Origin of the sequence: Aminobacter sp. MET-1 (assembly GCF_026521175.1) — a bacterium.
Lineage (GTDB): Bacteria > Pseudomonadota > Alphaproteobacteria > Rhizobiales > Rhizobiaceae > Aminobacter.
In genome coordinates this window covers 345132-369272 of sequence record NZ_JAMSHL010000003.1, presented here as the reverse complement: position 1 = coordinate 369272, position 24141 = coordinate 345132, and the positions used below count along the sequence as shown (strand labels likewise).

Annotated in this window: 22 protein-coding genes; 5 read left to right on the top strand and 17 right to left on the bottom strand. The window is 64.7% G+C overall.

What is annotated here, in order from left to right; genetic code table 11:
* Nucleotides 1–286: 286 nt before the first annotated feature.
* The 8 genes from NDO48_RS06825 to NDO48_RS06790 form a co-directional block, all read right to left on the bottom strand.
* Nucleotides 287–1468, bottom strand: a complete 1182-nt coding sequence (locus tag NDO48_RS06825) for a DUF2333 family protein (RefSeq protein ID WP_267321186.1) — start codon at nt 1466–1468, stop codon at nt 287–289.
* A gap of 13 nt (nt 1469–1481) precedes the next feature.
* Nucleotides 1482–2768 (bottom strand): DUF6638 family protein, encoded by a 1287-nt coding sequence (locus NDO48_RS06820; protein WP_267321185.1) that lies wholly within the window; start codon nt 2766–2768, stop codon nt 1482–1484.
* A gap of 1 nt (nt 2769) precedes the next feature.
* On the bottom strand, nt 2770–3087 hold the full coding sequence (locus NDO48_RS06815; RefSeq protein WP_267321184.1) for a hypothetical protein: 318 nt from the start codon (nt 3085–3087) through the stop codon (nt 2770–2772).
* Nucleotides 3080–4990 (bottom strand): AAA family ATPase, encoded by a 1911-nt coding sequence (locus tag NDO48_RS06810; protein ID WP_267321183.1) that lies wholly within the window; start codon nt 4988–4990, stop codon nt 3080–3082. The genes NDO48_RS06815 and NDO48_RS06810 overlap by 8 nt, the downstream gene beginning before the upstream one ends.
* A gap of 1 nt (nt 4991) precedes the next feature.
* Complete coding sequence (locus tag NDO48_RS06805; RefSeq protein ID WP_267321182.1) at nt 4992–5738, bottom strand: hypothetical protein; 747 nt, start codon at nt 5736–5738, stop codon at nt 4992–4994.
* Nucleotides 5731–6879: a hypothetical protein gene (locus tag NDO48_RS06800; RefSeq protein ID WP_018429072.1), complete on the bottom strand. Its 1149-nt coding sequence runs from the start codon at nt 6877–6879 to the stop codon at nt 5731–5733. The genes NDO48_RS06805 and NDO48_RS06800 overlap by 8 nt, the downstream gene beginning before the upstream one ends.
* A 247-nt stretch (nt 6880–7126) precedes the next feature.
* Nucleotides 7127–8215, bottom strand: coding sequence for a hypothetical protein (locus NDO48_RS06795; protein ID WP_018429071.1), 1089 nt, complete (start codon nt 8213–8215; stop codon nt 7127–7129).
* 111 nt (nt 8216–8326) lie between these two features.
* Nucleotides 8327–8935, bottom strand: coding sequence for a thymidine kinase (locus NDO48_RS06790; protein WP_018429070.1), 609 nt, complete (start codon nt 8933–8935; stop codon nt 8327–8329).
* Between the two features lie 210 nt (nt 8936–9145).
* On the opposite strand from NDO48_RS06790, the gene choX reads away from it, so the two are divergent.
* The 4 genes from choX to NDO48_RS06770 all read left to right on the top strand — a co-directional run bounded on the left by choX (nt 9146) and on the right by NDO48_RS06770 (nt 13522).
* On the top strand, nt 9146–10081 hold the full coding sequence (gene choX / locus NDO48_RS06785; RefSeq protein ID WP_018429069.1) for a choline ABC transporter substrate-binding protein: 936 nt from the start codon (nt 9146–9148) through the stop codon (nt 10079–10081).
* Nucleotides 10082–10343: 262 nt separating this feature from the next.
* Nucleotides 10344–11198, top strand: coding sequence for a choline ABC transporter permease subunit (gene choW, locus NDO48_RS06780; RefSeq protein WP_026227413.1), 855 nt, complete (start codon nt 10344–10346; stop codon nt 11196–11198).
* Entirely contained in the window at nt 11195–12379 is a 1185-nt protein-coding gene (gene choV, locus NDO48_RS06775) for a choline ABC transporter ATP-binding protein (RefSeq protein WP_018429067.1), read from the top strand. The genes choW and choV overlap by 4 nt, the downstream gene beginning before the upstream one ends.
* 108 nt (nt 12380–12487) lie before the next feature.
* Complete coding sequence (locus NDO48_RS06770) at nt 12488–13522, top strand: serine hydrolase domain-containing protein (RefSeq protein WP_267321181.1); 1035 nt, start codon at nt 12488–12490, stop codon at nt 13520–13522.
* A 55-nt stretch (nt 13523–13577) separates the two neighbouring features.
* Here NDO48_RS06770 and NDO48_RS06765 read toward each other — a convergent pair whose 3' ends face one another.
* The 5 genes from NDO48_RS06765 to NDO48_RS06745 all read right to left on the bottom strand — a co-directional run bounded on the left by NDO48_RS06765 (nt 13578) and on the right by NDO48_RS06745 (nt 16497).
* Nucleotides 13578–14090 carry a hypothetical protein gene (locus NDO48_RS06765; RefSeq protein WP_267321180.1) on the bottom strand — a complete coding sequence of 171 codons (513 nt, stop codon included), beginning with the start codon at nt 14088–14090 and terminating at the stop codon, nt 13578–13580.
* Nucleotides 14087–14431 carry a hypothetical protein gene (locus NDO48_RS06760; RefSeq protein WP_267321179.1) on the bottom strand — a complete coding sequence of 115 codons (345 nt, stop codon included), beginning with the start codon at nt 14429–14431 and terminating at the stop codon, nt 14087–14089. Before NDO48_RS06760 ends, NDO48_RS06765 begins: the two co-directional genes overlap by 4 nt.
* A gap of 249 nt (nt 14432–14680) precedes the next feature.
* On the bottom strand, nt 14681–15640 hold the full coding sequence (locus NDO48_RS06755; protein ID WP_267321178.1) for a helix-turn-helix transcriptional regulator: 960 nt from the start codon (nt 15638–15640) through the stop codon (nt 14681–14683).
* A 167-nt stretch (nt 15641–15807) separates the two neighbouring features.
* Entirely contained in the window at nt 15808–16047 is a 240-nt protein-coding gene (locus NDO48_RS06750) for a YdcH family protein (RefSeq protein WP_018429062.1), read from the bottom strand.
* A gap of 96 nt (nt 16048–16143) precedes the next feature.
* On the bottom strand, nt 16144–16497 hold the full coding sequence (locus tag NDO48_RS06745; RefSeq protein WP_267321177.1) for a DUF1428 domain-containing protein: 354 nt from the start codon (nt 16495–16497) through the stop codon (nt 16144–16146).
* Between the two features lie 187 nt (nt 16498–16684).
* On the opposite strand from NDO48_RS06745, the gene clpS reads away from it, so the two are divergent.
* On the top strand, nt 16685–16990 hold the full coding sequence (gene clpS / locus NDO48_RS06740) for an ATP-dependent Clp protease adapter ClpS (protein ID WP_267321176.1): 306 nt from the start codon (nt 16685–16687) through the stop codon (nt 16988–16990).
* 130 nt (nt 16991–17120) lie between these two features.
* Here the strand turns inward: clpS and NDO48_RS06735 are convergent, their stop codons facing one another.
* From NDO48_RS06735 to NDO48_RS06720, 4 genes are read right to left on the bottom strand one after another with little or no spacing between them, the layout of a single operon-like run.
* The gene (locus NDO48_RS06735; protein ID WP_267321175.1) at nt 17121–19187 is read right to left on the bottom strand and encodes a hypothetical protein; all 2067 of its coding nucleotides are present in this window, start codon (nt 19185–19187) and stop codon (nt 17121–17123) included.
* Between the two features lies 1 nt (nt 19188).
* The gene (locus NDO48_RS06730; protein ID WP_267321174.1) at nt 19189–22008 is read right to left on the bottom strand and encodes a DUF4159 domain-containing protein; all 2820 of its coding nucleotides are present in this window, start codon (nt 22006–22008) and stop codon (nt 19189–19191) included.
* Complete coding sequence (locus NDO48_RS06725; protein WP_267321173.1) at nt 22005–22919, bottom strand: DUF58 domain-containing protein; 915 nt, start codon at nt 22917–22919, stop codon at nt 22005–22007. The genes NDO48_RS06730 and NDO48_RS06725 overlap by 4 nt, the downstream gene beginning before the upstream one ends.
* Complete coding sequence (locus tag NDO48_RS06720; protein ID WP_018429056.1) at nt 22919–23923, bottom strand: AAA family ATPase; 1005 nt, start codon at nt 23921–23923, stop codon at nt 22919–22921. The genes NDO48_RS06725 and NDO48_RS06720 overlap by 1 nt, the downstream gene beginning before the upstream one ends.
* Between the last annotated feature and the right edge of the window lie 218 nt (nt 23924–24141).

Here is a 24141-nt window from a genome sequence, read left to right as displayed (position 1 = left end):
ATCTTCGCACCGATCTCCTGGATCGGCTTCTTCTTCGCGCCACGCGCAATCTGGATATCGGTCTTGAATTCGGCCATTGCCGCTCCTCCGGAGTTCATGTCGCAAATGAGGGTGGTTCACCTTCTCGCGTGCATAGAAGCGCGACAGCGCCGCTCGCCGCCGTCTCAAAACAGCCGCCCAATGCACGGATTGCGACAGGTTTCGTCACGGCTGGTGCGGCCCCATCGGGAGCGGCAACGGGCAGGCGCTGCGCACTCCCCAAGGGCTGGGCATGAACCCGACCGCCTTAGCGGTCGAGCACGCTGCGGATTTCGACGATCTGCGAGCGGGCGCGCAGAAGGTTGAAGCCCATGGTCGCGAGGTGCGAGGGGAACAGGAAGCTCGATTCGTTGCCGTTCGAGATGATCCAGGGCTGCATGTTGAGCGCGTCGCGCATCTGCGTCTGCATCGTGTCCCACAGGGTTGCGAGGTTGCGCTCGCGGATAACAGAGGAGAAGTCTTCGCGTGTCGCGCTCAGGATGCCGTAATAGGCATATAGCTGGCCGTAGGCGAACCAGAAGCGGTCGTCGGCGCGCGGATCGAACCAGCCGGCATCAGACGCCTCGATCTGGCTGCGCAGGATGTCGGAAGTCGAACCCATGTCACCAGCGATGCGGTCGAGGAACTGCAGCAGGTTGTCGGCGCGGGCGTCGAAGGTCGCCTGGCACTTCTCGAGGGTGGCGTTGAAGGCGCGCAGCTTGGCGATGCCGTCGCGATAGACGCTCGGCGTCGGGCGCGTCGGGCCGCGCATGCCGATGTACCAGGCGTCTTCGTCCCAGGCCATTGCCGTGCGCGCGTCCTGCAGGTTCTGGTCGATGCGCGAAGTGCCGCGGGCGCGGCCGAGCGTGTCGACCAGTTCGGTCGTCGTGCGGCGCAGCACCTGGTTGATGCCGAGCTGGAACGCCGCCTTGTTGTCGAAGAATGGCGTGTTGCGCCATGGCACGCCGAAGAAGCCGAGCTTCGACACCAGCATGGACGAGATCCACGCATTGCGGTTGACATTGAAGTCGATGAGATCGGCAGCAACCGCTGCGATCTCCGAGCGCTTGCAGACCTGCGGGGCAGGGGCGGTCTGGCCGGTTGCGGCGGCGGCCGGTGCCTGCGTGTCGGTGGCAGGCGCCGTTGCCGCAACGATCGGGTCGCCGGCCAGTGCGTTCTTGGCCTGGGCCGTGGTCGAGGATGCTGCGACCCGGGTCGGGTAGTCGGGATCGAAATCCCGCCAGAACTGGGTGACATAGAAGAAATAGGCATAGAGGCCGACGAAGCAGACGATGGCGAGGCCAAGCACGGCCTTGAGGATCAGCCCGCGCTGGCCGTACCAGCGGCCCACCCACATGAACGGCCACAGGATCAGGCCAATGACGAAGCCGATGCCGCGTCCGATCCACTGGAATATCCGGGTGAAGAAATTCACGATCGGATCGAGCATTGTGAAGGTCCCCTCAGTCGGTCAAGCCGTAGAGCTGCGCGCGGAATGCCGCTTTGTCTTTCAGATATGAGTTTTTCAGCGTGTCGACAACGTTGGATCGCCAGACTTCGTTGAGACCTTCATAGTCCTTGTAGAAGCCTTGCTTGTTGAAGACATAACGCGAGACGAAGTCCGAGGGCACGAATTCGGAGATCAGCCGGTTGGTCAGCCACGCGTCCGGGTGGTCGGTCTTGGCGCGCACCACCAGGAAGCGGTGTTGCGGAAACACCTCTTCCAGCCTCAGCTGCCCGAGTTGGGCAATCTCGCGCTTGGCGCCGTTGAGGAACGGGAAGACGCCGTCGCTGTTGATCGCGTCGGCATGACTGTGAATCCAGGTCTGCAGCCAGACCTTGTCGACCTTGTTCAGGTCGCGATTTGGCTCTGCGGCGCGGATCAGCGCCCGCACCGCCATCTCGGCACGATGTTCGAGATAGCCCGAGCTCTCGATCCAGGAGGCGCGCGGCAGGTCAAGCCTGCCGGTCGAGGCGAGGAACTTGAACACCTTGTCGGCGTCGCGGATCGACAGATAGCTCACCTGCCACGGCCGCGAGCGGCGGAAGCCCGGCGCCGAAGGGTCTGAGATGACGGTGGTGATATCAGGATCGACAAAGACGTAGAGCCCGCCGAAATGGCTGGTCCAGAAGGCGTTGTGGCGGAAGATCACCTGGTCGGGCACCAGCGCGTTTTCGCGGATGTCGCCGCAGACCTTGGCGAGCTCGACCATGCGGTTGAGCATCTCGTCGTCGCGCCAGGCCTCGGGCTCCTGCTTCAGCCGGTCGACCAGCTTGCCGAGTTCGGCTGCCTTGCCCAGCACGTCCTCGGCAGACAGCACGCGGAACTCGACCTGGTTGATCGACAAAAGGTCTTCGATGTCCTCGACCTTGGAGACGGAATCCTCGATCTCGCCATAGATCACGTCCTTGATCGTCAGCGCGTCGATGGCGCGCTGGTTCTTCGACATGAATTCGAACAAAAGCTGCGAGGTGTTGGAAAACGCCGTGTGCACGACAGGCAGGTCGACCTGCGACGGCGTCAGGATGATGAAGCGGCGATTGACCTCGTTGGGATCCAGATACTGGTAGTCGCCCAGCTCCTCGGCGATTTCGGGCGAGAATCCGGTGCGATCGATCTCGAAACTCTTGAGCTTCGTCGGTTCCAGCCCGAACGCCTTCAGCGCCTTGTTGTAGCGATCGACCAGATGCGGTTCATCGACCGGCAGGAGGCGACCGTAGATGAGCTCGTTGTCGCGGAGGAGGTCCATGTCAGAACATTCCTTCCAGCGGGCGCATGCGGTCCAGCCTTTGAGGCAAGATCAGGTGGACAAAAATCAATAAAACAGAAGCGCCAATTACATATGGCCAAAGCTCCATCATCATGGATTTTGTTCGCCTCTTTAACCGCTGCATTTCACTGTTGGCGGGGTGTCCAGGATGAAGCGTTTGGAGAAGCTTAATGTCTTCCGCTGCTTCTCTATTCCAAACACGTGCCGCCAGAGCGAACAAATAGATGGAGGTCAAAAGAGAGATTGCGTTCTCGATAAGCTGAGAAGCGCTTAGTTCGGTCAGTGACGCCTCAAGCATTCCACAGCCCCTTCGCCTTCAGTTCCTCCATCTCCTTCACTGCGCGTTCCCTCAGCCGCGCATCGCGGAGCAGCTTCGACACCGCGGCATCGTCCGACTTGTCGGAGTAGCGGAACTCCGAGTCGGCGTAGCGGTTGATCTCCTGCATCACCATCTCCATCGAGAACGGCCCACGCAGCTCCTCGATCATCGCCTTCTTCTCGTCGTAGCCCTTGTGCATGAACGTCTCGGGTTTCTCGAACCAGTCGTCCGGCAGCTCGATGTCCATGGCACGCATCTTGATCGCGTCGGTGACGTTCTTGATGGCGCGGCCGGTGAAGCGTGGCTCGGCTTCCTTGATCATGTGCAGATAGGTGCCGATGTCGGCCAGTGTCCTGGGCTCGCCATTGTCCTTCATGAAGCGGTCGTAGACCTTCATCAGCCCGTCTTCCTGAGGCTTTTCGTGCTCCTCATAGGCTTCGCTCACGGCGCGCTGGATCTCCTGCGCGGCATAAAGCTCGTGTTCGCCGAGCGGGATCTTATGGTTCTTGCCGGCGAGCAGGACAAAAATGTCGATGTAGTCGTCGCGGGTCTGCGGCCCGTCGACCAGCCAGCGGGCGCCGGCGCGCTGGCGCAGGGCGTCGTCGACATTCTCGGGATAGTTGGAGAACATGCCGAAGGAGCAGTTGCCGCGCACCACGGTTCCGGCTCCTGCGAAGGCGTCCATGAGCACGCCGGTTATTTCCTGTTGGCCGGCTGACGCACGGTCGTCCGAGCGCTTGGCCGCCACCTGGTCGATGTCGTCGATGGTGCCGAAGCCGATGGCGCGCGGGTTGAGCACGTTGTTGATGAACTGGCGGCAGTTCTGGCCCGACTTGCCCTGGTAGGACGAGATCTGGTCGACGCCGAAATTCTCATAGGCAAAGGCATAGCCGGCGACCTGGCAGTAATTGTTGACCAGGCCCGCGATCATCTGGATCAGCGTGGTCTTGCCGGTGCCCGGGGCGCCGTCGCCGATGAAGGTGAACAGGAAGCCGCCGAGTTCGACGAATGGGTTCATTTCCCTGTCGAAATCATAGGCCATCAGCATCTTGGCCAGCCGGACCGACTGGAATTTTGCGATGTGGTTGCCGACGACCTCCTGCGGCTTCTTGAAGGTCATGACCAGCGGCTTCGACTTCTTGCCCGGCGCCACGTCGAAGCCGTCGAGGGTGAAGTCGTCGGCATCGATGCGGATATGGGCGTTCTCGAAGGCGCCGAGCCCGTCGAAGCGGCCCTTGCGCTGGAGCAGGCCCTCGATGGCCGTGCGGGCAAAGGCGCGGCCGCGCGTCAGGAGATCGGCGTCGTCCTTGGCGCCCGAAAGAGCCCGGTCGAGGCCGGAGACGATCGACTTGACCGCATCCTGCGGCGTGTCGAACAGGAAGTCGGGTTCGCTCACGTCGTTGGGCGCTTCGCCGTCGCTGTCGATCAGCTGGGCGAGGTAGGAGGCAAGCGTGAAACCGGCGACATAGGCCGAGGCCGACAGCAGCTTCTTGAAATGGCCGGCTTCGTCGCCCTCAAGCGGACTGCGGGCATTCCTGGCCTGCAGCGCCTCGAGGTCGGTCGAGCGTGAGAACACGTCGGAGACAGCAAGTGCGACCGCGATGCCGCGGCGGGCGCGGAACAGAAGCGTGTGCTGGGGGATCGACATCAGTTGGTCGTCGGGGCGGATCGCCGTGACGGTCTTCTGCAGCTCGACCTCGCGCGTCTTGCGGATCGAGCCGGTCGAAACCGTCGAGACAAAGCGCCTGTTGGTGCCGGCAAGGGCCGTTCCCGACTGGCCGGAAGAATCTTCCAGCACCACGATGCGGGTGATGAAGCTCTGCGCGGTTGAGCGGTGCTTTTCGATGTCGGCTTCGGAAATCGTGGTCAGGCCGGTGTCCATTTCAAGCTCCTATCCGGTCGAGCCAATCGTTGATTGCAGGCATCACGACCGTCCCGAAACGGTCAAGCGCAAAGATACCGAGAACAAATGCCATGATCCTGGTGAAGACCATTCTCCTGACGCCCACGAATTTCAGCGTGAGTATCGAAAAGAGGATGAAGGTCATGACAGAAACCTGGCCGGCGTCCACCGGGGTCAGGTAGGAAAACGCGTACAATCCGACTGCGGTTGCGACCAGGATCAGCAGATAGAACCTGATCGATATGATCACCCGGTCGCTGTAGATGAAATAGCCGGTTCCGAGCAGTAGGCTGACAAAGATCGCGACGGCATCAAACATCCTGGCTGGCGCATTCAGAACCGTAACCAGCGTGGATTGGGACACCAGTTCGCATATGGTGTAGCGGTCGAAGGCGAGCCGTCTTTCGGTCTTCGTGCCGTAATTGGCTGCGATCGCGGCGCCGGCGCAGATCAGGCAGAACGACAGGGCACCGTGGATGTTGTCCAGCGAGACCCCGAGCAACTGTCCCACTGCACCCCATGCGTGCATCGAGACCGTGTTGAAACCCAGCACGATGCGGCTGAGCAGCGGGCCGAAATCCAGCTTGCTGTTGAAGTTGGCGAGGACCGAGATTGCCGTGGGCACGCCAAAGGCGATCGAAATCCACTTCCAGGCAACTTTTCTCCTACGTGCCTGACTGGCCCACCAAAGCGAGATCGTGTCTCGTATTGAGGACGCCTCAGACATCCGAGATCACCTGTCCCTTCGACAGGATGTGCACCTTGTAGCCCTCGAAAATCTTCTGCGTCTCGCCGGCGGCATAGAGCGCCTGGTAAGCCTCGTGCGGGATCAGCGCGTGCTTTTCGTAGCTCGACACGCCCTGGCGCGCAGCTTCGAGATCGTCGGTGTTGATGAAGAATTCCTCGCTCGAGGGTTCACTCGACCACAGGCCCTTTCGTCCCGGCTTCTCCGCCTTGGAGTAAACCTCCTGGATGGTCCAGGTCAGAAGCCAGGCGTTTTCGGCCTTGCGCACCTTGGACAGCACTTCGGCGACGACCGAATTGTGCTCGGTGATCCCGGCCGAATAGAACGGTCCGAGCACCAGCCGGCGCAGTTGCTTGGGGTGGAGCTCGGCAAAATCCTTGTCGAGATTGGTGGCGATGGTCAGCGGCGACAGCGTGTAGGCCGAATTCTTCTCGGTGAAGTCGTCGAACCGATGGGCGAGGTCGGGGTTGAGCAGGCCCTCGACGGGCAGGGGAATGTCGATCTTCTCGTTGAGCTTGCCGCTTTCTCTGTCGACGAGCTGGCTCACCATCGCGTCCGACGAATCCTCGACGGTTGCCATGTAGATCAGCGGCAGGTTGGCCGTGCCGTCGAAGCTGCCCCAGTGGACGAGGTAATAGGGCCGCATCGACCGCGGGTTGACCGACACCTTGGCCGTCTGCGACAGGATGAAGGGCGAGAAGGTGACGCCGTCCTTGACGTCTTCGAGATAGAGCCGCTCGGCCATCGACCGCTGCAGCGCCTCGGGGAACTCCTTGTGGCGCAGGATGAAGTCGGCCATCTCCTCGCGCAACTCGCCCGGCGGGGGAATGTTGGCGAGGCGCTGGGCCGCCGTGCGGCGGTCGTTCTCCAGTTCCAGCACGTTCTGGAACACCGGAAAGCCGCTCTCGGCGCGGCTGATCTTGAACGTCTCCATGAAGCCGAGCCGGTTGCGCCAGCAGGCGAAGGACCGCTCCAGCCGCGAGATGTATTCGGCGGCGACCTTGGCGACGATGCCATGCCGGTAGAGCGGCGAGCGGTCGTCGCGCATGAAGATTTCAAGCCCGCTCAGCGCCGCCTTGATGGCCTCGAAATAGCGGACCGCCGGGTCGTCGGTGGGGGTCATGAATGAAGTCTCCGGGGCATTCGCTCGATGTTGCCCCCTTCTGCCCTGCAGGCCATCTCCCCCTCGATGGGGGAGATCACGCTTTCATCGGTCTCATAGCCAGCCACTGACGCTGCAATGCCCAACACAAGAAAACATGCAGGACAAGCGCCGCCGGCGACGTGCCTGATCTCCCCCCTAGAGGGGGAGATGGCCGGCAGGCCAGAGGGGGGCGCGACAGGGCGCGACATAGCGGATGCTGGTCGGCTTACGACTGCACGTAATCAGCCGCGTTGTGCTTCTTCAGCACGTCCTCGAAGCGGCGGGCGAACGCGTCGTCGGCCAGCTTCTTGCGGCGCTGGATGTCGGCGGTCGCCACCATGTTCTTCTCGTGCAGCTCAAGCAGGTCGCCGATGTGCTTCTGGGCGGCGGCGCCGATGCCGGCCATCGTCTCTTCGGCGGTGTTGTCGACCTTTGAGCCCAGCGTGTTGATCTTGTGGGCCACGTCCTGCTGGGCCGCGGTCTTCAGCGAGTCCTCCAGCGCCTTGTAGAGCACGATGCGCTGCTCGGTATCGATGGTCAGCTTGTTGATCAGCGTGTTCTGGGCGGCGATCTGGTTGTTGAGCGAATCGACGAAGGTCTGGAACATCGAGGTGTAGCGCTCGAGCGTCTGGCTTTCGGCCAGAAGTTCCTGCTCCTTGGCCTGCTTCTCGTTGTATTCGGTGGCGAGCTTCGAGCGCTCGGATTCGAGCTCGGTGCGTTCCTTCTGGCTGGTCGAGGCGGCGATCCGGTTCTCGATGTCGAGCAAGAGCGGGTTCAGCTCCTCGATGCGCTTCTGGGTCGCCTCGAGATTGGTCATCGTCGTCTTGCGGCGTTCGATGACCTGCGACAGGCTCGCCTCCGAGGTCTTGTAGCGCTGGTCTAGGACCTGCTTCTGCGCCTTGAGGATGCCAACGATGGTATCGGACTTGGTCAGGAGTTCCTGCAGGTTGCCGGCCAGCGACATGTTGCGGACGCGGTCGGTGCGCATGCGTTGCTTTTGCGCATCCGAGAAGATGCCGACGAGGCTTTCCCAGCCGGTGAAGCTTTTCATGCTTTCGAATTCGGTGCCGAAGACGTTGGTGGCGTCCTCGAGCCCGATGATGAGGTCGGCGATGTTGCCTTCCATCACCTTCTGCTGCTTGAGCACGTCCTGGATGCGCGCATTCTCGATGTCGAAGTCCTGCGCGCCGATCTTGGCGTCGGTCTGGGCGAATTTGTCGAGCACCGTGCCTGATTGCTCGATCTTGCCCCGCATCTCCTCCACGACCTGTCTGGTCTTGGCGATCTCGGCGTCGAAATTCTGCAGCGTGGCCATCAGGTCCTCCGGTCATGTCACAAGGGCATTGGGGGCGAATATATGTGGCGCATCTTTCGATTGAAAGACACGCGCGCCTCGCGGAAAAGATTTAGGAAAAGCTGAACTTCGTCAGGACGCAAAGCCGATGAAGTCGTCGGGCTGGGCGCGGCCCATCTCTTCTTCCCAATGACGCCGGCACAGCGACACATAGACGTCCTTGCCGATTGCTACCTGCTCGCCTTGCTTGGCCACCTTGCCGTCGGGCCCGAGCCTGACCACCATCGTCGCCTTGCGGCCGCAGCGGCAGATGGTGCGCACTTCGCGCAGGTCGTCGGCAATCGCCAGCAGCGCCCGCGAGCCCGAGAACAGATTGCCCTGGAAATCGGTGCGCAGGCCGTAGCACATGACCGGGATGCCCAGCCTGTCGGCAACGCGCGCCAGCTGCCAGGCCTGCTCTTCTTCCAGGAACTGCGCCTCGTCGACGAACACGCAATGCACCGTCGAGTGCTTGTGATGCTCGGCGATGCGGGCGAACAGGTCGTCGCCGCCGCGGAACATCTCGGCGCCCGCCTCAAGCCCGATGCGCGAGGAGATGTAGCCTTTGTCGCCCTTGCGGTAGTGGCCGGCGACGAACAGCATCGTGTTCATGCCGCGCTCGCGATAGTTGTAGGACGCCTGCAGGAGCATGGTCGTCTTGCCGGCATTCATGGTCGCGTAGTGGAAGTAGAGCTTGGCCATGCGTTCTTCTAAGCCGAAGCCGCCGGCTGCGGGGAGGGGACAAGTTCCTCCGTCCACCGCAAAAACTTGGCCGCATGTCGCTCATGGATAAGCCGGCGGCGTCTGTCGCTGCGTCATGTCACTTGAATCCAAAGGAAAATGGTGTTTGGCTCGCGACAAAGACGAACAACAACAGTATCGCGTTGCCGTCATAAAATGGGAGAAATATATATGTCGCGCATGAAAGCACTCGCCGCGGTCATCGGCGTGTCGACGTTTCTGACTGCCAGCGCAGCCTTCGCTGCCGATCCGGCCAGCTGCAAGACGGTACGCCTCTCCGACGTCGGCTGGACCGATATCCAGGCAACCACGGGACTTGCCTCGGTTCTGCTCACCGCGCTCGGCTACGAGCCGCAGGTCATCCAGCTGTCGGTGCCCGTCACCTACGCTTCGCTCAAGAACAAGGACCTCGATGTCTTCCTCGGCAACTGGATGCCGTCGATGACCAACGACATCAAGGACTATACTGCCGACGGCTCGGTCGAGACCATTGGCGAGAACCTCACCGGCGCCGGCTACGGCATCGTCGTGCCGACCTATGTCGCGGATGCCGGCGTCAAGACGCTGACCGACCTCGGCAAGTTCAAGGACAAGTTCGGCGGCAAGATCTACGGCATCGAAGCCGGCAATGACGGCAACCGCATCATCCTCGACATGATCAAGAACCCGGCCGACAATCTCGAAGGCTTCGAGCTGGTCGAATCGTCGGAAGCCGGCATGCTGACCCAGGCCGAGCAGTCGATGAAGAGCAACGAGTGGATCGCCTTCCTCGGCTGGACGCCGCATCCTGTTATGGGTGAGATGAAGATCACCTATCTCGACGGCATGGGCGACTCGGGCTTCGGTGCAGCCACCGTCAGCACCAACGTCCGCAAGGGTTATGTCCAGGAATGCCCTAACGTCGGCAAGTTCCTCTCCAACCTCAAGTTCAACCTTGAGATGGAAGGCGTCATGATGGATGCCATCCTCAAGGGCGGCAACGCCAACGACGTCGCCAAGGACTGGCTCAAGGCCCATGCCGACGCCGCCACCCCGTGGCTCGCCGGCGTCACCACCTTCGACGGCGGCGATGCTGCTGCGGCGGTCAAGGCGGCGCTCGCCAACTGACGATGAACGGGCGCGTCATCGAGGGCGCGCCGGGCGGATCGGATTCTGCCTGACCGGACAAAGGGCAGCGGCGCGAGACAGCTGCCCTTTTTCATATCAGGCCTGGAGCGAGCTGCGTCCGAACGGACGCACCGAGGACGCTACAGGCATTTGAATCTGCGCACCGTGTCTTCCGAAGATCCTTTCCGATTTTCGGGCCATGTGCGCCAGGGAACGGCGCCGGCCTCTGCCTGTGTCGGAGGAATCGACAGAGAGGGGACATATGGATCCGGTATCAAGCTTGCTGGCCGCCTACAAGATTCCGATCGGAGCCTGGGGCAAGGCGTTCTTCACCTTCCTCACCGATAATTTCAACGCCATCTTCCGGGGCTTCTCCGGCGGCCTCAACTTCGTCCTCAACGGGCTGGTCGACGGGCTGCTGTTCGTGCCGCCGGTGCTGGTCGTGGCGGCCATCGCACTGCTTGCCTGGTATCTGCAGCGCTCGAGGGCGCTTGCCGTCGGCGTGGCGCTCGGGCTTCTGTTCATCATCAACCAGGGCCTGTGGAAGCAGACGGTCGAAACGCTGGTGCTGGTCGTCGCCGCTGCCGCAGCCTCGATGGCGATCGGCGTGCCGCTCGGCATCTGGGCGGCGCACAAGCCCAAGGTCTACCGCTTCATGCTGCCGGTTCTCGACCTGATGCAGACGCTGCCGACCTTCGTCTACCTCATCCCGGTACTCACGCTCTTCGGCCTCGGCAATGCTCCTGGCCTGATCGTCACCATCATCTTTGTCATCCCGACCGCCGTGCGGCTCACTCATCTCGGCGTCGTCTCGGTGCCGACGTCGATCATCGAGGCCGGTCAGGCCTTCGGTGCGACGAAGCGCCAGCTCCTGTGGAAGGTCGAGCTGCCGGCGGCCCTGCCGACCATCATGGCGGGCCTTACCCAGTGCATCATGCTGTCGCTGTCGATGGTGGTGTTCGCCGCGCTCATCGGCGCCGGCGGCCTCGGCACCGAAATCAACCGTGCGCTCGGTTCGCGCAAGATCGACCTCGGGCTTGAAGCGGGCCTTGCCATCGTGGTGCTCGCCATCGTCCTCGACCGCATGACGCGCATCGGCGTGGGAGGCAAGAAATGAACGTTGCCGTTGATTTCAAGAATGTCGACATCGTCTTCGGTGCGGACAGTTCAGCCTCGCTCGCCATGCTCGACAAGGGCGCAACGCGCGCCGAGATCCTGGAAAAGACCGGCAATGTGCTGGGCTGCGCGGGCGCCAATCTCACCGTCAACGAGGGCGAGATTTCCGTCCTGATGGGCCTGTCCGGTTCGGGCAAGTCGACGCTGCTGCGCGCCGTCAACCGCCTCAACATCGTCTCGCGCGGCTCCGTCATGGTCAAGGACGGCGACAGGATGGTGGACGTCGTCTCGTGCGACGAGCCGACCCTTCGCCGCCTGCGCCAGCATCAGGTCGCCATGGTGTTCCAGCAGTTCGGCCTTTTGCCCTGGCGCACGGTCGAGGAAAATGTCGGCCTCGGCCTCGAACTTGCGGGCATGCCGGAAGCCGAGCGCAAGCAGAAGGTCGGCAAGCAGCTCGACCTCGTCAACCTGACGCCATGGGCGAAGAAATACGCCCATGAGCTTTCGGGCGGCATGCAGCAGCGCGTCGGCCTTGCCCGTGCCTTCGCCACCGAAGCGCCAATCCTTCTGATGGACGAGCCGTTCTCGGCGCTCGATCCGCTGATCCGCACCAAGCTGCAGGACGAGCTGCTGCAACTGCAGAAGACGCTGAAGAAGACGATCATCTTCGTCAGCCACGATCTCGAGGAAGCGCTCAAGATCGGCAACACCATCACCATCATGGAAGGCGGACGCATCGTCCAGTCAGGCGCGCCCGAGGACATCGTGCTCCGGCCGGCCAACGACTATGTCCGCGACTTCATCGCCAATGTGAACCCGCTGTCGGTGCTGACGGCATGGAACGTCATGCGCGACCGCCGCGACCTGGAGACGGCAGGCGAGGATGGCTGGCTCTGGCTCGACCGGCGCAAGACCACGCGCTTCAAGATCGACGGCCAGGGGCTGGTGACTGCGGCCGAACGCAACGGCCAGCCGGCCGTCTGGGTTTCGGTCGACGAGATCGAGCGCGTGCCGGAGGATGCGGCGCAGGTGTTTTGGGCCAAGCCCGGCACCTCGCTCAAGCTGGTCATGCTCGCCATGCACCGCTCGCAGACGTCGCCCGTGGCGCTGTTCGACGACCAGTCGCGCTTCGTCGGCGCCATCGGCGTGCGCGACGTCCTGAGCGCCGTGCTCAGGCGCTAGGCTTGCCAAATCCTGGCCGGCCGCCCGGTGGGCGGCCGGCGGTCAATTCGGCGTGAATCCGCTGCGATCCGAATGACTTGGAGACTGTGCCGGGGTAGGGCTGGCGTCATGAAGCGCCGCGCGTTCCTTGTCCTGGCCGGATTGGCTCCCTTTGCATCGCAGGCGCTGGCGCAGCAGGATGCCGCGCCGCCCGTGCCGTTGGCGACATTGCTTGACGACGCTGCCAGGCTGGAAAACCTCAAGGCCGTGATCGTCGCACGCGGCGGCAAGGTGCTCGCCGAGCGCGGCTATCGCGGCAACTCGCCCGACACGTCCACCAACATCAAGTCGGCGTCGAAGTCGGTCATCTCGCTTCTGGTCGGCATCGCCATCGACCGCAAGGTGCTGACGGGTGTCGACGAGCGGATCGCTCCGATCCTCGGCCGCGACTTCCCCGCCGAGCGCGACCCGCGTCTCGACCGGATCACCGTCGGAAACCTCTTGTCGATGCAATCAGGGCTCGACCGCACGTCGGGTCCGAACTATGGCCGCTGGGTCGCCAGCCGAAACTGGGTCCGCTTCGTGCTGGCCCAGCCCTTCGTCGACGACCCCGGCGGCGGCATGCTCTATTCGACCGGCTCATCGCACCTGCTTTCGGCGATCCTCACCCGAAAGACGGGGCGCTCGACGCTCGACCTTGCCCGCGACTGGCTGGCGCCGGTCAAGGATTTCCGCATCGGTGGCTGGGATCGCGATCCGCAGGGCATCTATCTCGGCGGCAACCAGATGGCGATGAGCACCCGTTCGCTGCTGGCCTTCGGCGAGCTTTACCGCAATGGCGGCGCAACGCCGGAGGGCGAGCGCATCGTCTCGCCTGAATGGATCGAGGCGTCCTGGGTGCCGCGCACCAACTCGGTCTTCTCTGGCGACGGCTATGGCTATGGCTGGTTCCTGCGCCGGATCGGCGGCGAGGACGTGCGTTATGCCTGGGGCTTTGGCGGCCAGATGCTCTATATCGTGCCGTCGCTGGGGCTGACCGTCGCCATGACCTCCGACGACGGCAATCCCTCGGCGCAGTCGGGCTATCGCGACCAGCTCCACGGCCTGCTCGCGGAGGTGATCGCCTCGGCGCGCAATGCACCCGCCAAGACGAAAGAGGGCTGAGGCTCCAGTCGCCCCAGCCCCCTGTCACTGAACGCGGCGTCCGCCAGCTGCACGTTCAGTGATTGACGTTCTCGCCCATCACCACATGCAGCAGGTCGGCATGCGGCCGCACCGTGTCGGCAAATGCCTTGCCTTCCTCGCGCAGCCTGGTGATCTCGGCCCACTGCTCGTCGACCATGGCCTGCATTTCCTGCTTCTGTTCCGCGGTCAGCGTCGTGTCGGCCTTCAGCCTGTCGTTGATCTGCTTGAAGCGGCCGGTGAAGGCGTCCTCGGGCATCAGCGCGAGATAGCCGCAGAACGTCTCGCCAAGCGCCCGACGCCAGCTGTCGCGGTCGAAACCGGCCTTCTCGATGATGCGGTCGTTTTCCTGGTCCTGATCGAACCAGGCGTCGGCCTCTTCTTCGTCGTAGGCGAAGCTGCCGCCCGTCGGGTAGAGTTCGTTCATCAGCCGGGTCACTTCGCCGGCCTCGTCGTCGGTCAGCGCATTGGCCGGCGCAACGAAGGTGCCGAGCGCCAGGCTTGCCGCCAGCAGACCCGCCGCCAGACAGCGCGAAATTGCCGGCATCATCCCATGCACTCCGTTTCCAGTGCCTTGTCGGCGTCGCCCTGCGCCTTGGCCTGCACCAGCGAGCCGCCGACGGAGACCGCCTGCGCCGCGACCGCGCCGCCGCGTCCGCCAAATCCGCCGAAGCCGCCGACCACCGACAATGCGGTGCCCAGCATCGCCGCATTGTTCTGCTTGCGCATCGCGTCCTCGCAGCGCTGGGCCACGGTCTGGGCCTTCTTCGGCTGAGCCTTGGCGGCCGGCTTGGCGGTCGCCGACGTCGTTGCCGGTCCGCCCGATGTGCCCGCGGTCTGGCTGCATGCGGCCAATGCGCCGCACATGATCAATAGGATTGCCCGTTTCATGCATCTCTCTCGATTGTCATGGAGATGAACCGGCGCCATGCCGGAAAAAAGCGGACCGCCCAGGCTGCCCCCTCGGCGGTCCGCTATGGTCGATCCGAACAAGTCCTGGACGAGAGCCCCCGCCAACGAAAACGTCGGTCAACCGTGGCGCCGGTTTACGACGCGGCTGGCCGACGGTCTTGGCTTGGGACGAACAGATGCGGCCTGGAGCGAACTCCCTGTCGATTTTTTGTCGGCAGCAGCGCAGTTCTACTGGCAGCGACGCAGGGTGGCGGCCCTGATGTCGCGTGGCGTGGCGCCAAATCGCTGGCGGAAGACGCGGTTGAAATGGGACAGGTCGCCGAAACCGGCGTCGAAGGCGATGGCCGATACCGTTGCCGCTCGTGATCCCGCGCTTCCGAGAGCGTTGTAGGCGGCGTCGAGGCGGGCATCGCGAAGGAATTCGGAGAAGGTCAGTCCCTCCTGGCCGAACAGGCGCTGGATGTAGCGCGGCGTGACGCCGTGGCGCCTGGCGACGTCGGCGACGCCGAGCTCCGGGTCGGCCAGATGGCGCAGGATGTCGGTCTTCACCAGTTCGAGCCGTGCCGCGCCGAGGCTCGGCCGCACCTGTTCGGCAGCGTCTGCGCCGGCGCCCTGGATCACCAGGGCGGCGAGATCGTAGAGGTGGCTGCCGGCCAGCCGGCGTCCCGTGTCGGTCTCCGGCGAGGCCGCCCGCAGCAGGTCGGCATAACCCGTCAGGAGGCTTGCGCCCGCCGCTTCGGCGGGAATGTGGTGCAGGGCATGCATCCTCACGCGCGGCGCGATCGCTGCCAGTCGCGCCTCGTCGAGCGACACGACCTTCAGCAGCGTCGCCGGCAGGGCAAAGGCCATGGCCTCGCCTTCGTTGACCAGGGTGATGTCGCCGGCCTTGATGACCAGCGGGCTCTTGCCCTCCATCGCCACCTCATAGTCGGCGGTGTGGATGGTCATCAGATAGTCCTGGCGTCCGTCGACAGCCAGAAGGTCCTTGGGGCGCTGGCCGAGCACAGCCGAATAGCAGGCGGTGCCCACTGTGGTCCGCTCGTCGAGAAAATAGGCCGCGAGATCGAAGGCGAAGGTGTCGCTGTCGGCCGGCTTGAAGCGCAGTCCGGCGACGTGGCGGGCGACGAAGTCGTGCAGATAGGACAGGCGGTCGCGTGCCGGAACGTCGTAGGTCGACAGTCGCTGCATCAGGGCAGATCCGTAGCAAAGCCGGCCGCCCCGCCTGCGACCTGAGCTGGCAGGACGCCAGTCTTGCACTGTATGCGGGTTGAGGTCTTATCGGTGCAAACGGCTTTGCGGTCAACCGGCGATGTCGCGGGCGCGCCCTGGATGGACGCGCCCTAAAGGGTCAGGGATCAGTTCGCGGCGAGGGCGCCTGCGATGGCATCCTTGAGCGCCAGCCGTCGCTTGCGCAGCGACGTTTCGTGTTCCTCGCTCACCGGCTCGATCTTGGTCTCGGCGCGATGGATCTCGTCGTTGACCTGGTCGTATTCTCCGAGGATACGGGCGAAATCGGCGTTGTCGGCCTTCAGCGCGTGGATGGCGTCGAGCTTGCCGGGAAATTCTTCGCCGAGCGTGTGGGGCGTGTTCGACATGACGTGGTCTCCTTGCGTTGTGTCGAAGCAAACCTAGCCCGCCCGGCAGGGCGCCGGTTTGATCCTGGTCAAATCACCAGTGGGCGGCGTTTGCGGTTACACGTCGAGGAACGGCACGAAGCCGCCAAAGATCATGCGCTTGCCGTCGAACGGCCATGTCGAGGGATCGCTCTTCATGCGATCGTCGGCCATGACTTTCTTCATGACCTCGTCGCGATCCTCGCGGGAGCGATAACGGACCCAGGAAAAGACGACGACCTCGTCATCCCTGGCCTGCACGGCGCGCGGGAAGGAGGTCAGTTCGCCAAGGGGAACATCGTCGCCGATGCATTCGACATAAGCGAGCGCGCCATGTTCCCTCCAGACCTTGCCGGCCGTGGCGGCCAGGGTCTTGTAGGCCTCGATGTTTGCCTTGGGCACTGCGACCACGAATCCGTCGACATAAGACATCTTTGTCTCCTCCTGTTTGCAGAAACCTCAGTCCAAGGACGAACCGCCGGGCGCCGGGACGACACGCGCGCCTGCATTTTTTTGGGCGGGCGGCCCGGCGATCAATGGGCGGGCAAGTCCTCCAGACATTGCACAGGCGGTCCGACGACCCCATACTATCAGGACGAGCGCATGAGGCACGACTGCCATGCCCGAGACAATCACCGTCCCGCGTACCAAACCCAAGCTTGAGACCGAGCGGCCCAGGCTGCACAAGGTCATCCTCGTCAACGACGATTATACGCCGCGCGAATTCGTCGTCACGGTGCTCAAGGGCGAATTCCACATGAGTGAGGACCAGGCCCATCGCGTCATGATCACCGCCCACCGGCGCGGTGTCTGCGTGGTCGCGGTATTCACCCGCGACGTCGCCGAGACCAAAGCCACCCGTGCCACCGACGCCGGCAAGGCCAAAGGCTATCCGCTGCAGTTCACGACCGAACCGGAGGAGTGAGAGCGCGGGCGTTGGGGCAGCATGGAACCGTCCCGGGTCTGACGACGGTCACGGCAGCGAAACCGCCGACGGCACCATGCCGGCGCAGCAAAGCGCATCGGTGATCGTGCGGTGGCGCGCCCAAAAACGGCTAGCGCCCTTCGCGGTACCACATGGCGCCCATGGCGAGCAGCAGCAGGCCGAGGCCGAGGAAGCCGCCGAACAAAGGCACGCGCGACACCGATTTCAGTACGCTGTCGTCGGTGGTGCGGAAGCCGATCCAGTCGCGGCCCGAGGCTTCGGCCGAACCGCGCACCGGCACGACATTCGGCAGCGAGATGCCATTGCCGAGGATGCCCGACGATGCCAGGCGGCGTACGTCGCCGCCGGTCGCCTGCGCTGCCGAGCGCAGCACCTGTTCGGTCGAGACCACGTCGGCGAATTCGGGCGCGTTGACCGGCCCGACATGGGCCAGCGCCTTCAGGTCGCCATTGCCGATCTGGTAGAGGCCGATCTCGCTGGTCTCCACGCTGCCGGTGAAGATGCCCGGCTCGCTCTGGTTCAGCTTGACGTCGAGCGTCTTGCCCGACGGCGTGATGACGCGGGCCGAGCCGGCCTCGTCGCGCATGGTCTGGCGCCTGATGTCGAGCACCATGCCGCGACCGTCCGCGGTCAGGCGCTCTTCCTCGAGCTCCGGTTCCTTCATCAGCCAATGGGCGATGCGGCGATAGAGCGAGACATGCGGGCCGCCGCCTTCATAGCCGCGCGCCCAGAGCCAGCCCTGGTCGGACAGGAACATGCCGACGCGGCCTTCGCCCTTGCGGTCGAGCAGCAGCAGCGGCTTGTCGTCGGCGCCCTTCATCACCACTTCGCCCTCCGGCTGCTCGATGCCGATCTGGCGGAACCAGCGGCTCCAGCGTGGCGGCTCGCTTGCCGCGCCCTCGAGCCCGCGCGTCACCGGGTGGCGCTTTCCGAGGTCGGTCAGGCGCGGGTAGAAGGCCTTTTCGATGACGTCGCCATTGGGCATTGCGGGCAGGGCGGAAATCAGCGGCGTGTTGGCGATCGACTGCTCGCCGGCATATTCGGGGCCGGCGGCGATCAGCAGCGCGCCGCCTTTTTCCACGTATTCGGCGATGTAGTCGTAATAGAGGATCGGCAGCACGTCGCGGTGCTGGTAGCGGTCGAAGATGATCAGGTCGAAGTCGTGAATGCGCTCGACGAACAATTCGCGCGTCGGGAAGGCAATCAGTGACAGCTCGTTGATCGGCGTGCCATCCTGTTTTTCCGGCGGCCGCAGAATGGTGAAATGCACGAGGTCGACCGAGGCGTCCGACTTCAACAGGTTGCGCCAGGTGCGCTCGCCGGCATGCGGTTCGCCCGAGACCAAGAGCACGCGCAGGTTTTCGCGAATGCCGTCGACCAGGGCTATGGCGCGGTTGTTGGTGTCGGTCAGTTCGCCCTCGACCGGATCGATGGCCAGTTCGACGATGTTGCGCCCGGCGGTCGGCATGGTGATCTGCAGGGGCATCTCGCGGCCGATCACGGCGCGCTGCACCGACACCTGCTCGCCATTGATCGACACCCTGACATCGGCTTCTCCCGCCGCGCCATTGGTGTCGATGACGCGATAGGTCATGTCGAGCGGCTTGCCGACGATGCCGAAGCGCGGCGCCTTTTCGAAACGGACGCGGCGGTCGCGCTCGTCGGGGTGGCCGGTCACCAGCGCATGCAGCGGCGCATTCAGCGCGGGCTTTGCCGGCACGTCGTGCACCTGGCCGTCGGTAATCATCAGGGCGCCGCCGATGCGCGACGGCGGCACGTCGTGGAAGGCGCCGTCGAGCGCGGAGAACAGGCGGGTTTCGGTGCGGTCGTCGCTGCGGCCGGCCTCGACCACGCGCACCTCGAACTGGCGGAACCGCGCCAGCCGCTCCTTCATGCCTTCGACGGCCTGGTCGGTCTGGGCGGTGCGCTCGCCGATCTCCTGGCTCTGGCTGCGATCGACGATGAGGGCGACCACGCTTTTCAGCGGCTCGCGCTCCTCGTCGAGGATGACGGGGTTGGCGAGCGCCAGCGCCAGTGCGGCCAGCGCTGCGAGGCGCAGCCAGGCGCCGCGCTGGCGGAAATAGAGCCCGGCAAGTGCTGCGATCAGCACAGGCACCAGGATCGCGGCCATGACCGGCCAGGAAAGCAGGGGTTCGAAGGTTGCCGACCAGTTCATGCTACTGCCCCAGCCGTTCGAGCAGTGCGGGCACGTGCACCTGGTCGGATTTGTAGTTGCCGGTCAGCATGTACATCATGATGTTGACGCCGGCGCGCAGCGCCAGCACGCGCTGCATCGGATCGGACGGCACGGTCGGCAGCAGCGGCGCGCCGCTTTCGTCGACGGCCCAGGCGCCAGCGAAGTCGTTGGCGGTGATCATGATCGGGCTGACGCCATCGCCGGTGCGCACCGGCCGGCCTTGCGTGTTCTCGGCGTCCAGCGACGCCTCGACCCACAGCGGGCTGCCGTTGAAGCGGCCCGGGAACTCCGGCAGGATGAAGAAGGCCTTGGTCAGCACATGATCCGACGGCACCGGCTCCAGCGGCGGCACGTTGAGATTGCTCAGTATGTCGCGCAGGCGCTGCGTCGCCGGGCTGGTGGAGTCGGCCCCGAGGCCGTTGGAAAACTGGTCGCGGGTGTCGAACAGGACCGTCCCGCCTTCCTTCATGTACTGGTCGATGCGGCCGATCGCCTGCTCGCTCGGCATCGGCGCGTCGGGATCGATGGGCCAGTAGATCAGCGGGTAGAAGGCAAGCTCGTCCTTGGCGATGTCGACGCCTGCCGGTTCGCCGGGTTCGAGCGCGGTCTTCTCGATCAGGAACTGGGTCAGGCCGGCAAGGCCGGCGCGGCTCACGGAATCGGTGTTGGCGACACCTGTCAGCACATAGGCGATGCGGGTTTTGGAGATCGCCTCGACAGCCTCGATGTCTCCAGGCTTGGAATCCTGGGCGCGGGCGTCGGGCACCGTTGCGGCAAATGACGACGCCAGCACGAACAGTGCCAGCATCGTGGTTGCGGCATGGGCCGCGCGCGGGCGACGGCGGAACATGCCGCCCAGCCACAGCACGATCAGGCTGTCGGCCAAAAGCAGTGCTGCGGCGGTCGCGAGAAGCGGCGCCTTCATGTCGCGCGATTCGTCGAGCGCATAACGCTCATCTGCGACGGGCACGGAAATCGCAGGGCGCTCGATCGGCGCAAGCGTGGCGTCGGCCTGGAGCAGATTGTGGGCGAAGATGCCTTCCTCGGTGCCGTACATGCCCGGCGGGTTGTCGAGCGTCACCGCCGGCGCTTTGGCGCCACCGACCAGCAGAGGCCTGGTTTCGCCCGATGGCGGCGTCAGCACGCCGTCGGACCCGATCATCCGGTAGGGCGCAAGCGAAGCCGCCGCAACGTCCGGGCGCGCGCCCACGGCACCCTGGTTGCGCGACAGCTGCACGATGCGGCGCAGCATCTCGACGAAGCTGCCCGAGATCGGCAGGTTCGACCATGTCGCCTGCGGCGCGATGTGGAACAGCACCACCATGCCCTTGCCGCGGCGGTCGGCGGTCACCAGCGGCGTGCCGTCGGCCAGCACCGCCCAGGTCTTGTCGACGAGGTCGGGCGTCGGCTCGGCCAGCACCTGGCGGCTGACGGTGACGTCTGACGGAGGCGACAGATCGGCAAACGGGCCGGTCGAGGGGAACTGTGCCACCGGCTGCGGTTCGGTCCAGGACAGCGAACCGCCCAGCGAGCGCTCGCCGAGCCTGAGGCTGACGGGCAGAAGTTCGGCATCGTTGCCGGCGGTGATCAGGCGGGAGCTGGCAAAGCGCACCAGCGTGCCGCCGTTCTCCATCCATGTGATCAGCTGGGCGCGGACGCTCTCGGGCACCGTGCCGACGTCGCCCATCACGATGACGGCGGGCTTCTGCGCCAGAAGCTGCGGGATCGCTTCGATCAGATCGGGGCTCGGCGGCTCGACCAGATCGGCAAAGGGCTCCAGCGCCCGGCGGATGTAATAGAGCGGCGACAACAGCAGGCGCGACTGGTCGACGGGTGTCTGCGACAGAAGCCCGACACGCCTGCGCTTGGCATTTTCGTCGAGCACGCGCACCGCGCCCGCCTGGGCCTGGCCGTCAAGTGCTATCCAGGAGAAGTCGTTGCGCAGTTCGAACGGCACGACGATGTCGCCGGTCGCCTGGCTTTCGCCGGGGCGGAACGTCATCGCCGCGTCGCCGATCCGGCGCGCCTTGTCGTCGAACACACCCGCCGTCACCTGCGCCGGCGCGGGGTTGCCGGGCGCGCGGATGGCGGTGATCGAGAAGCGGTCGACCTGGTTGTCGGCAGCGGTCATGGCGACCGTGTTGACGCTCTCGGGCTGGACCCAGATGACGTTGCCCGTCTGCTCGCCGAACAGGCTGGCGAAGGACTGCTGGTCACCAGGCGTGGCAAGGCCGTCGCCCAGCACCGCAACGGTTGCCCCGGGCAGCTCCTTGAGTGCCGCGCCGACGCGGGCGTAGACGCCTGGCCGGTCGGTCGGCACCGGACGCGGCACCGCCGCGTTCAGCCGCTCGCGGGCCTCGCGGGCGCTGTAGGGGCCGATCTGGGAATTGGCCTTCTCGGCGGTGAAGGCGAGGATGATCGGCGCGTCCTTGGCCTCGGCATTCTTGATCAGCCGCTCGGCGGTTGCGACGCGCAGCCTCCAGTCCGGCGCGCTCGACCAGCCATTGTCGATGACCAGCGCCAGTGCGCTCGAGCTCGTCGCCACCGGCTGGCGCGGGTTGTAGATCGGTTCGGCCAGCGCCAGCACGACGAGGCCGGCCATGACCAGCCTCAAAAGCGTGAGCCACCACGGGCTGCGGTGCGGCGTCTCTTCCTTCTTGAACACCCGCGCCAGGATCTTCAGCGGCGGAAACACTTCCGTCTGCGGCTTGGGCGGGGTCAGCCTGAGCAGCCACCAGATGACGGGCAGGGCAAGCAGGCCCCACAACACCGCCGGAAAGCCAAAGGAGATCCAGCTCATCGGCGGCCCTCCGGTCCATGTCCATCCGATGTCATCGCCATGTGGATATGCACCAGCGCCTCGGAGGCGAGCCGGTCGGTGTGGTTGACCGTGTAGCTCCAGCCAAGCCGCTTGCACCACGCTGCAAGCTCGTGGCGGCGGGCCGAATAGAGATTGCGATAGGCGTCGGCCAGCTCCTCGGCGCGTCCTGCCGTCAGCTTGTCGCCGGTCTCCGGGTCGGTGAACTCGGTGCGGCCGGAATAGGGGAAGCTTTCCTCGGCCGGGTCGGCGACCTCGACCAGATGAGCGCGGGCGCCACGGCGGGCGACCACGTCGAGCCAGGCCATGGTCTCTTCGACCGGATCGAGGAAGTCGCCGACGAGGATGACGTCGGAGAAGCGGCGGATGTTGGACAGAGCGGGCCGGGCAGGGGCGGACAAACTCTGCACCAGCTGCGATGCCAGCCGCTCGGCGCCGTTGCGGGCGCTGAACGGGTCGGTGAGGCCGGGCCAGGCGATGCGTTCGCCGCTGCGCGACAAAAGCTCGGCCAGCGCCAGAACCAGCACAAGCGCGCGCGATTCCTTCGACACCGACGCCGATTTCGACTTGTAGAGCATGGACGGCGACAGGTCGGCCCACAGCCACACCGTGTGCGCCGCCTCCCATTCGCGGTCGCGCACATAGGTGTGGTCGTCGCGCGCCGAGCGGCGCCAGTCGATGCTGGCCATGGATTCGCCCTGCACATAGGGGCGGAACTGCCAGAAATTCTCGCCGATGCCGCGTTTCTTGCGGCCGTGCCAGCCGGCGATGACGGTGTTCATGATGCGGCGGGCCTCGACCAGCAGGTCGGGCACCAGAGAAGCGCGCAGCCGGCCGCGCGCGAGCGCGTCGCTCGCCGCAACAGGTGCCTTTGCCTCGCCTATGCGACCCATCAGATGTCCTTGGCCAGCCTCGCCACGACATCGCGCACGCTCATGCCTTCGGCGCGGGCGGCGAAGGTCAGCGCCATGCGGTGCTGCAGCACCGGCTCGGCCAGCGCCTTGATGTCGTCGATCGACGGCGCCAGCCGCCCGTCATAGAGCGCGCGCGCCCTCGCACACAGCGTCAATGCCTGGCTGGCGCGCGGGCCGGGACCCCAGGAAACGTGCTTGTCGGTATCGGCATTGCCCTGTCCGGGGCGGGCCGAGCGGACGAGCTTGAGGATCGCCTCGACCACGCTTTCGGGCACCGGCATGCGGCGGATGAGATGCTGGATGTCTTTCAGCCGCTCGGCGTCCAGCACGTGCGGCGCCCTTGTGTCCTCGATCCCGGTGGTTTCCAGGAGGATGCGGCGTTCGGCATCGATGTCGGGGTAGACGATGTCGATCTGCATCAGGAAGCGGTCGAGCTGTGCCTCGGGCAGGGGATAGGTGCCTTCCTGCTCCAGCGGGTTCTGCGTCGCCAGCACATGGAAGGGCGCGGGCAGGTCATAGCGCGCGCCGGCCACCGTCACATGGTACTCCTGCATCGCCTGCAGCAGGGCCGACTGGGTGCGCGGGCTGGCGCGGTTGATCTCGTCGGCCATCAGCAGCTGCGCGAAGATCGGGCCGGACAGGAAGCGGAAGGAGCGCTTGCCCTGCTCGTCCTGCTCCATCACCTCGGAGCCGAGGATGTCAGAGGGCATCAGGTCGGGGGTGAACTGGATGCGGCGCGAATCGAGGCCCAGCACCGTGCCCAGCGTCTCCACCAGCTTGGTCTTGGCGAGGCCGGGCACGCCGACCAGAAGCGCATGGCCGCCGGCCAGAACCGCCACCAGCGTGCGCTCGACCACGCTTTCCTGACCGAAGATGACGCGTCCGACGCCCTGGCGCACCTTGGAAATGTCGGCGAGCGCGCGTTCGGCGGCGGCAATCATGTCGCGTTCGTTGATGGCTGTGTCCTTGATCATCACGCTCATACGGGCCCGATCCTTCTTCCTGCGCCTTGTTGCCAATATCGCTTCCGACATCGACGCGAAGCAGGCGCCAACTCAAACTATCGAAGTGTTTGCCCTGAGACCATCCACCCGTCGGTCTGCTGCGCCGTCCGTATGGACGTTGCGCTTGCCGCCCAATCCCCGGAGGTCAGATGTTCCTGGGCGTCGCACTCTCCCGACTCGCACCTTGGCGAGGTCTT

Coding starts and splice junctions, on each gene's coding strand:
- choW (WP_026227413.1), top strand. CDS start 10,344: ATGGATCCGGTATCAAGCTTGCTGGCCGCCTACAAGATTCCGATCGGA.
- NDO48_RS06825 (WP_267321186.1), bottom strand. CDS start 1,468: ATGCTCGATCCGATCGTGAATTTCTTCACCCGGATATTCCAGTGGATC.
- NDO48_RS06760 (WP_267321179.1), bottom strand. CDS start 14,431: ATGAAACGGGCAATCCTATTGATCATGTGCGGCGCATTGGCCGCATGC.
- NDO48_RS06765 (WP_267321180.1), bottom strand. CDS start 14,090: ATGATGCCGGCAATTTCGCGCTGTCTGGCGGCGGGTCTGCTGGCGGCA.
- clpS (WP_267321176.1), top strand. CDS start 16,685: ATGCCCGAGACAATCACCGTCCCGCGTACCAAACCCAAGCTTGAGACC.
- NDO48_RS06720 (WP_018429056.1), bottom strand. CDS start 23,923: ATGAGCGTGATGATCAAGGACACAGCCATCAACGAACGCGACATGATT.
- NDO48_RS06820 (WP_267321185.1), bottom strand. CDS start 2,768: ATGGACCTCCTCCGCGACAACGAGCTCATCTACGGTCGCCTCCTGCCG.
- NDO48_RS06770 (WP_267321181.1), top strand. CDS start 12,488: ATGAAGCGCCGCGCGTTCCTTGTCCTGGCCGGATTGGCTCCCTTTGCA.
- NDO48_RS06725 (WP_267321173.1), bottom strand. CDS start 22,919: ATGGGTCGCATAGGCGAGGCAAAGGCACCTGTTGCGGCGAGCGACGCG.
- NDO48_RS06735 (WP_267321175.1), bottom strand. CDS start 19,187: ATGAACTGGTCGGCAACCTTCGAACCCCTGCTTTCCTGGCCGGTCATG.
- NDO48_RS06800 (WP_018429072.1), bottom strand. CDS start 6,879: ATGACCCCCACCGACGACCCGGCGGTCCGCTATTTCGAGGCCATCAAG.
- NDO48_RS06815 (WP_267321184.1), bottom strand. CDS start 3,087: ATGCTTGAGGCGTCACTGACCGAACTAAGCGCTTCTCAGCTTATCGAG.
- NDO48_RS06790 (WP_018429070.1), bottom strand. CDS start 8,935: ATGGCCAAGCTCTACTTCCACTACGCGACCATGAATGCCGGCAAGACG.
- NDO48_RS06745 (WP_267321177.1), bottom strand. CDS start 16,497: ATGTCTTATGTCGACGGATTCGTGGTCGCAGTGCCCAAGGCAAACATC.
- NDO48_RS06810 (WP_267321183.1), bottom strand. CDS start 4,990: ATGGACACCGGCCTGACCACGATTTCCGAAGCCGACATCGAAAAGCAC.
- NDO48_RS06755 (WP_267321178.1), bottom strand. CDS start 15,640: ATGCAGCGACTGTCGACCTACGACGTTCCGGCACGCGACCGCCTGTCC.
- NDO48_RS06805 (WP_267321182.1), bottom strand. CDS start 5,738: ATGTCTGAGGCGTCCTCAATACGAGACACGATCTCGCTTTGGTGGGCC.
- choX (WP_018429069.1), top strand. CDS start 9,146: ATGTCGCGCATGAAAGCACTCGCCGCGGTCATCGGCGTGTCGACGTTT.
- choV (WP_018429067.1), top strand. CDS start 11,195: ATGAACGTTGCCGTTGATTTCAAGAATGTCGACATCGTCTTCGGTGCG.
- NDO48_RS06795 (WP_018429071.1), bottom strand. CDS start 8,215: ATGGCCACGCTGCAGAATTTCGACGCCGAGATCGCCAAGACCAGACAG.
- NDO48_RS06750 (WP_018429062.1), bottom strand. CDS start 16,047: ATGTCGAACACGCCCCACACGCTCGGCGAAGAATTTCCCGGCAAGCTC.
- NDO48_RS06730 (WP_267321174.1), bottom strand. CDS start 22,008: ATGAGCTGGATCTCCTTTGGCTTTCCGGCGGTGTTGTGGGGCCTGCTT.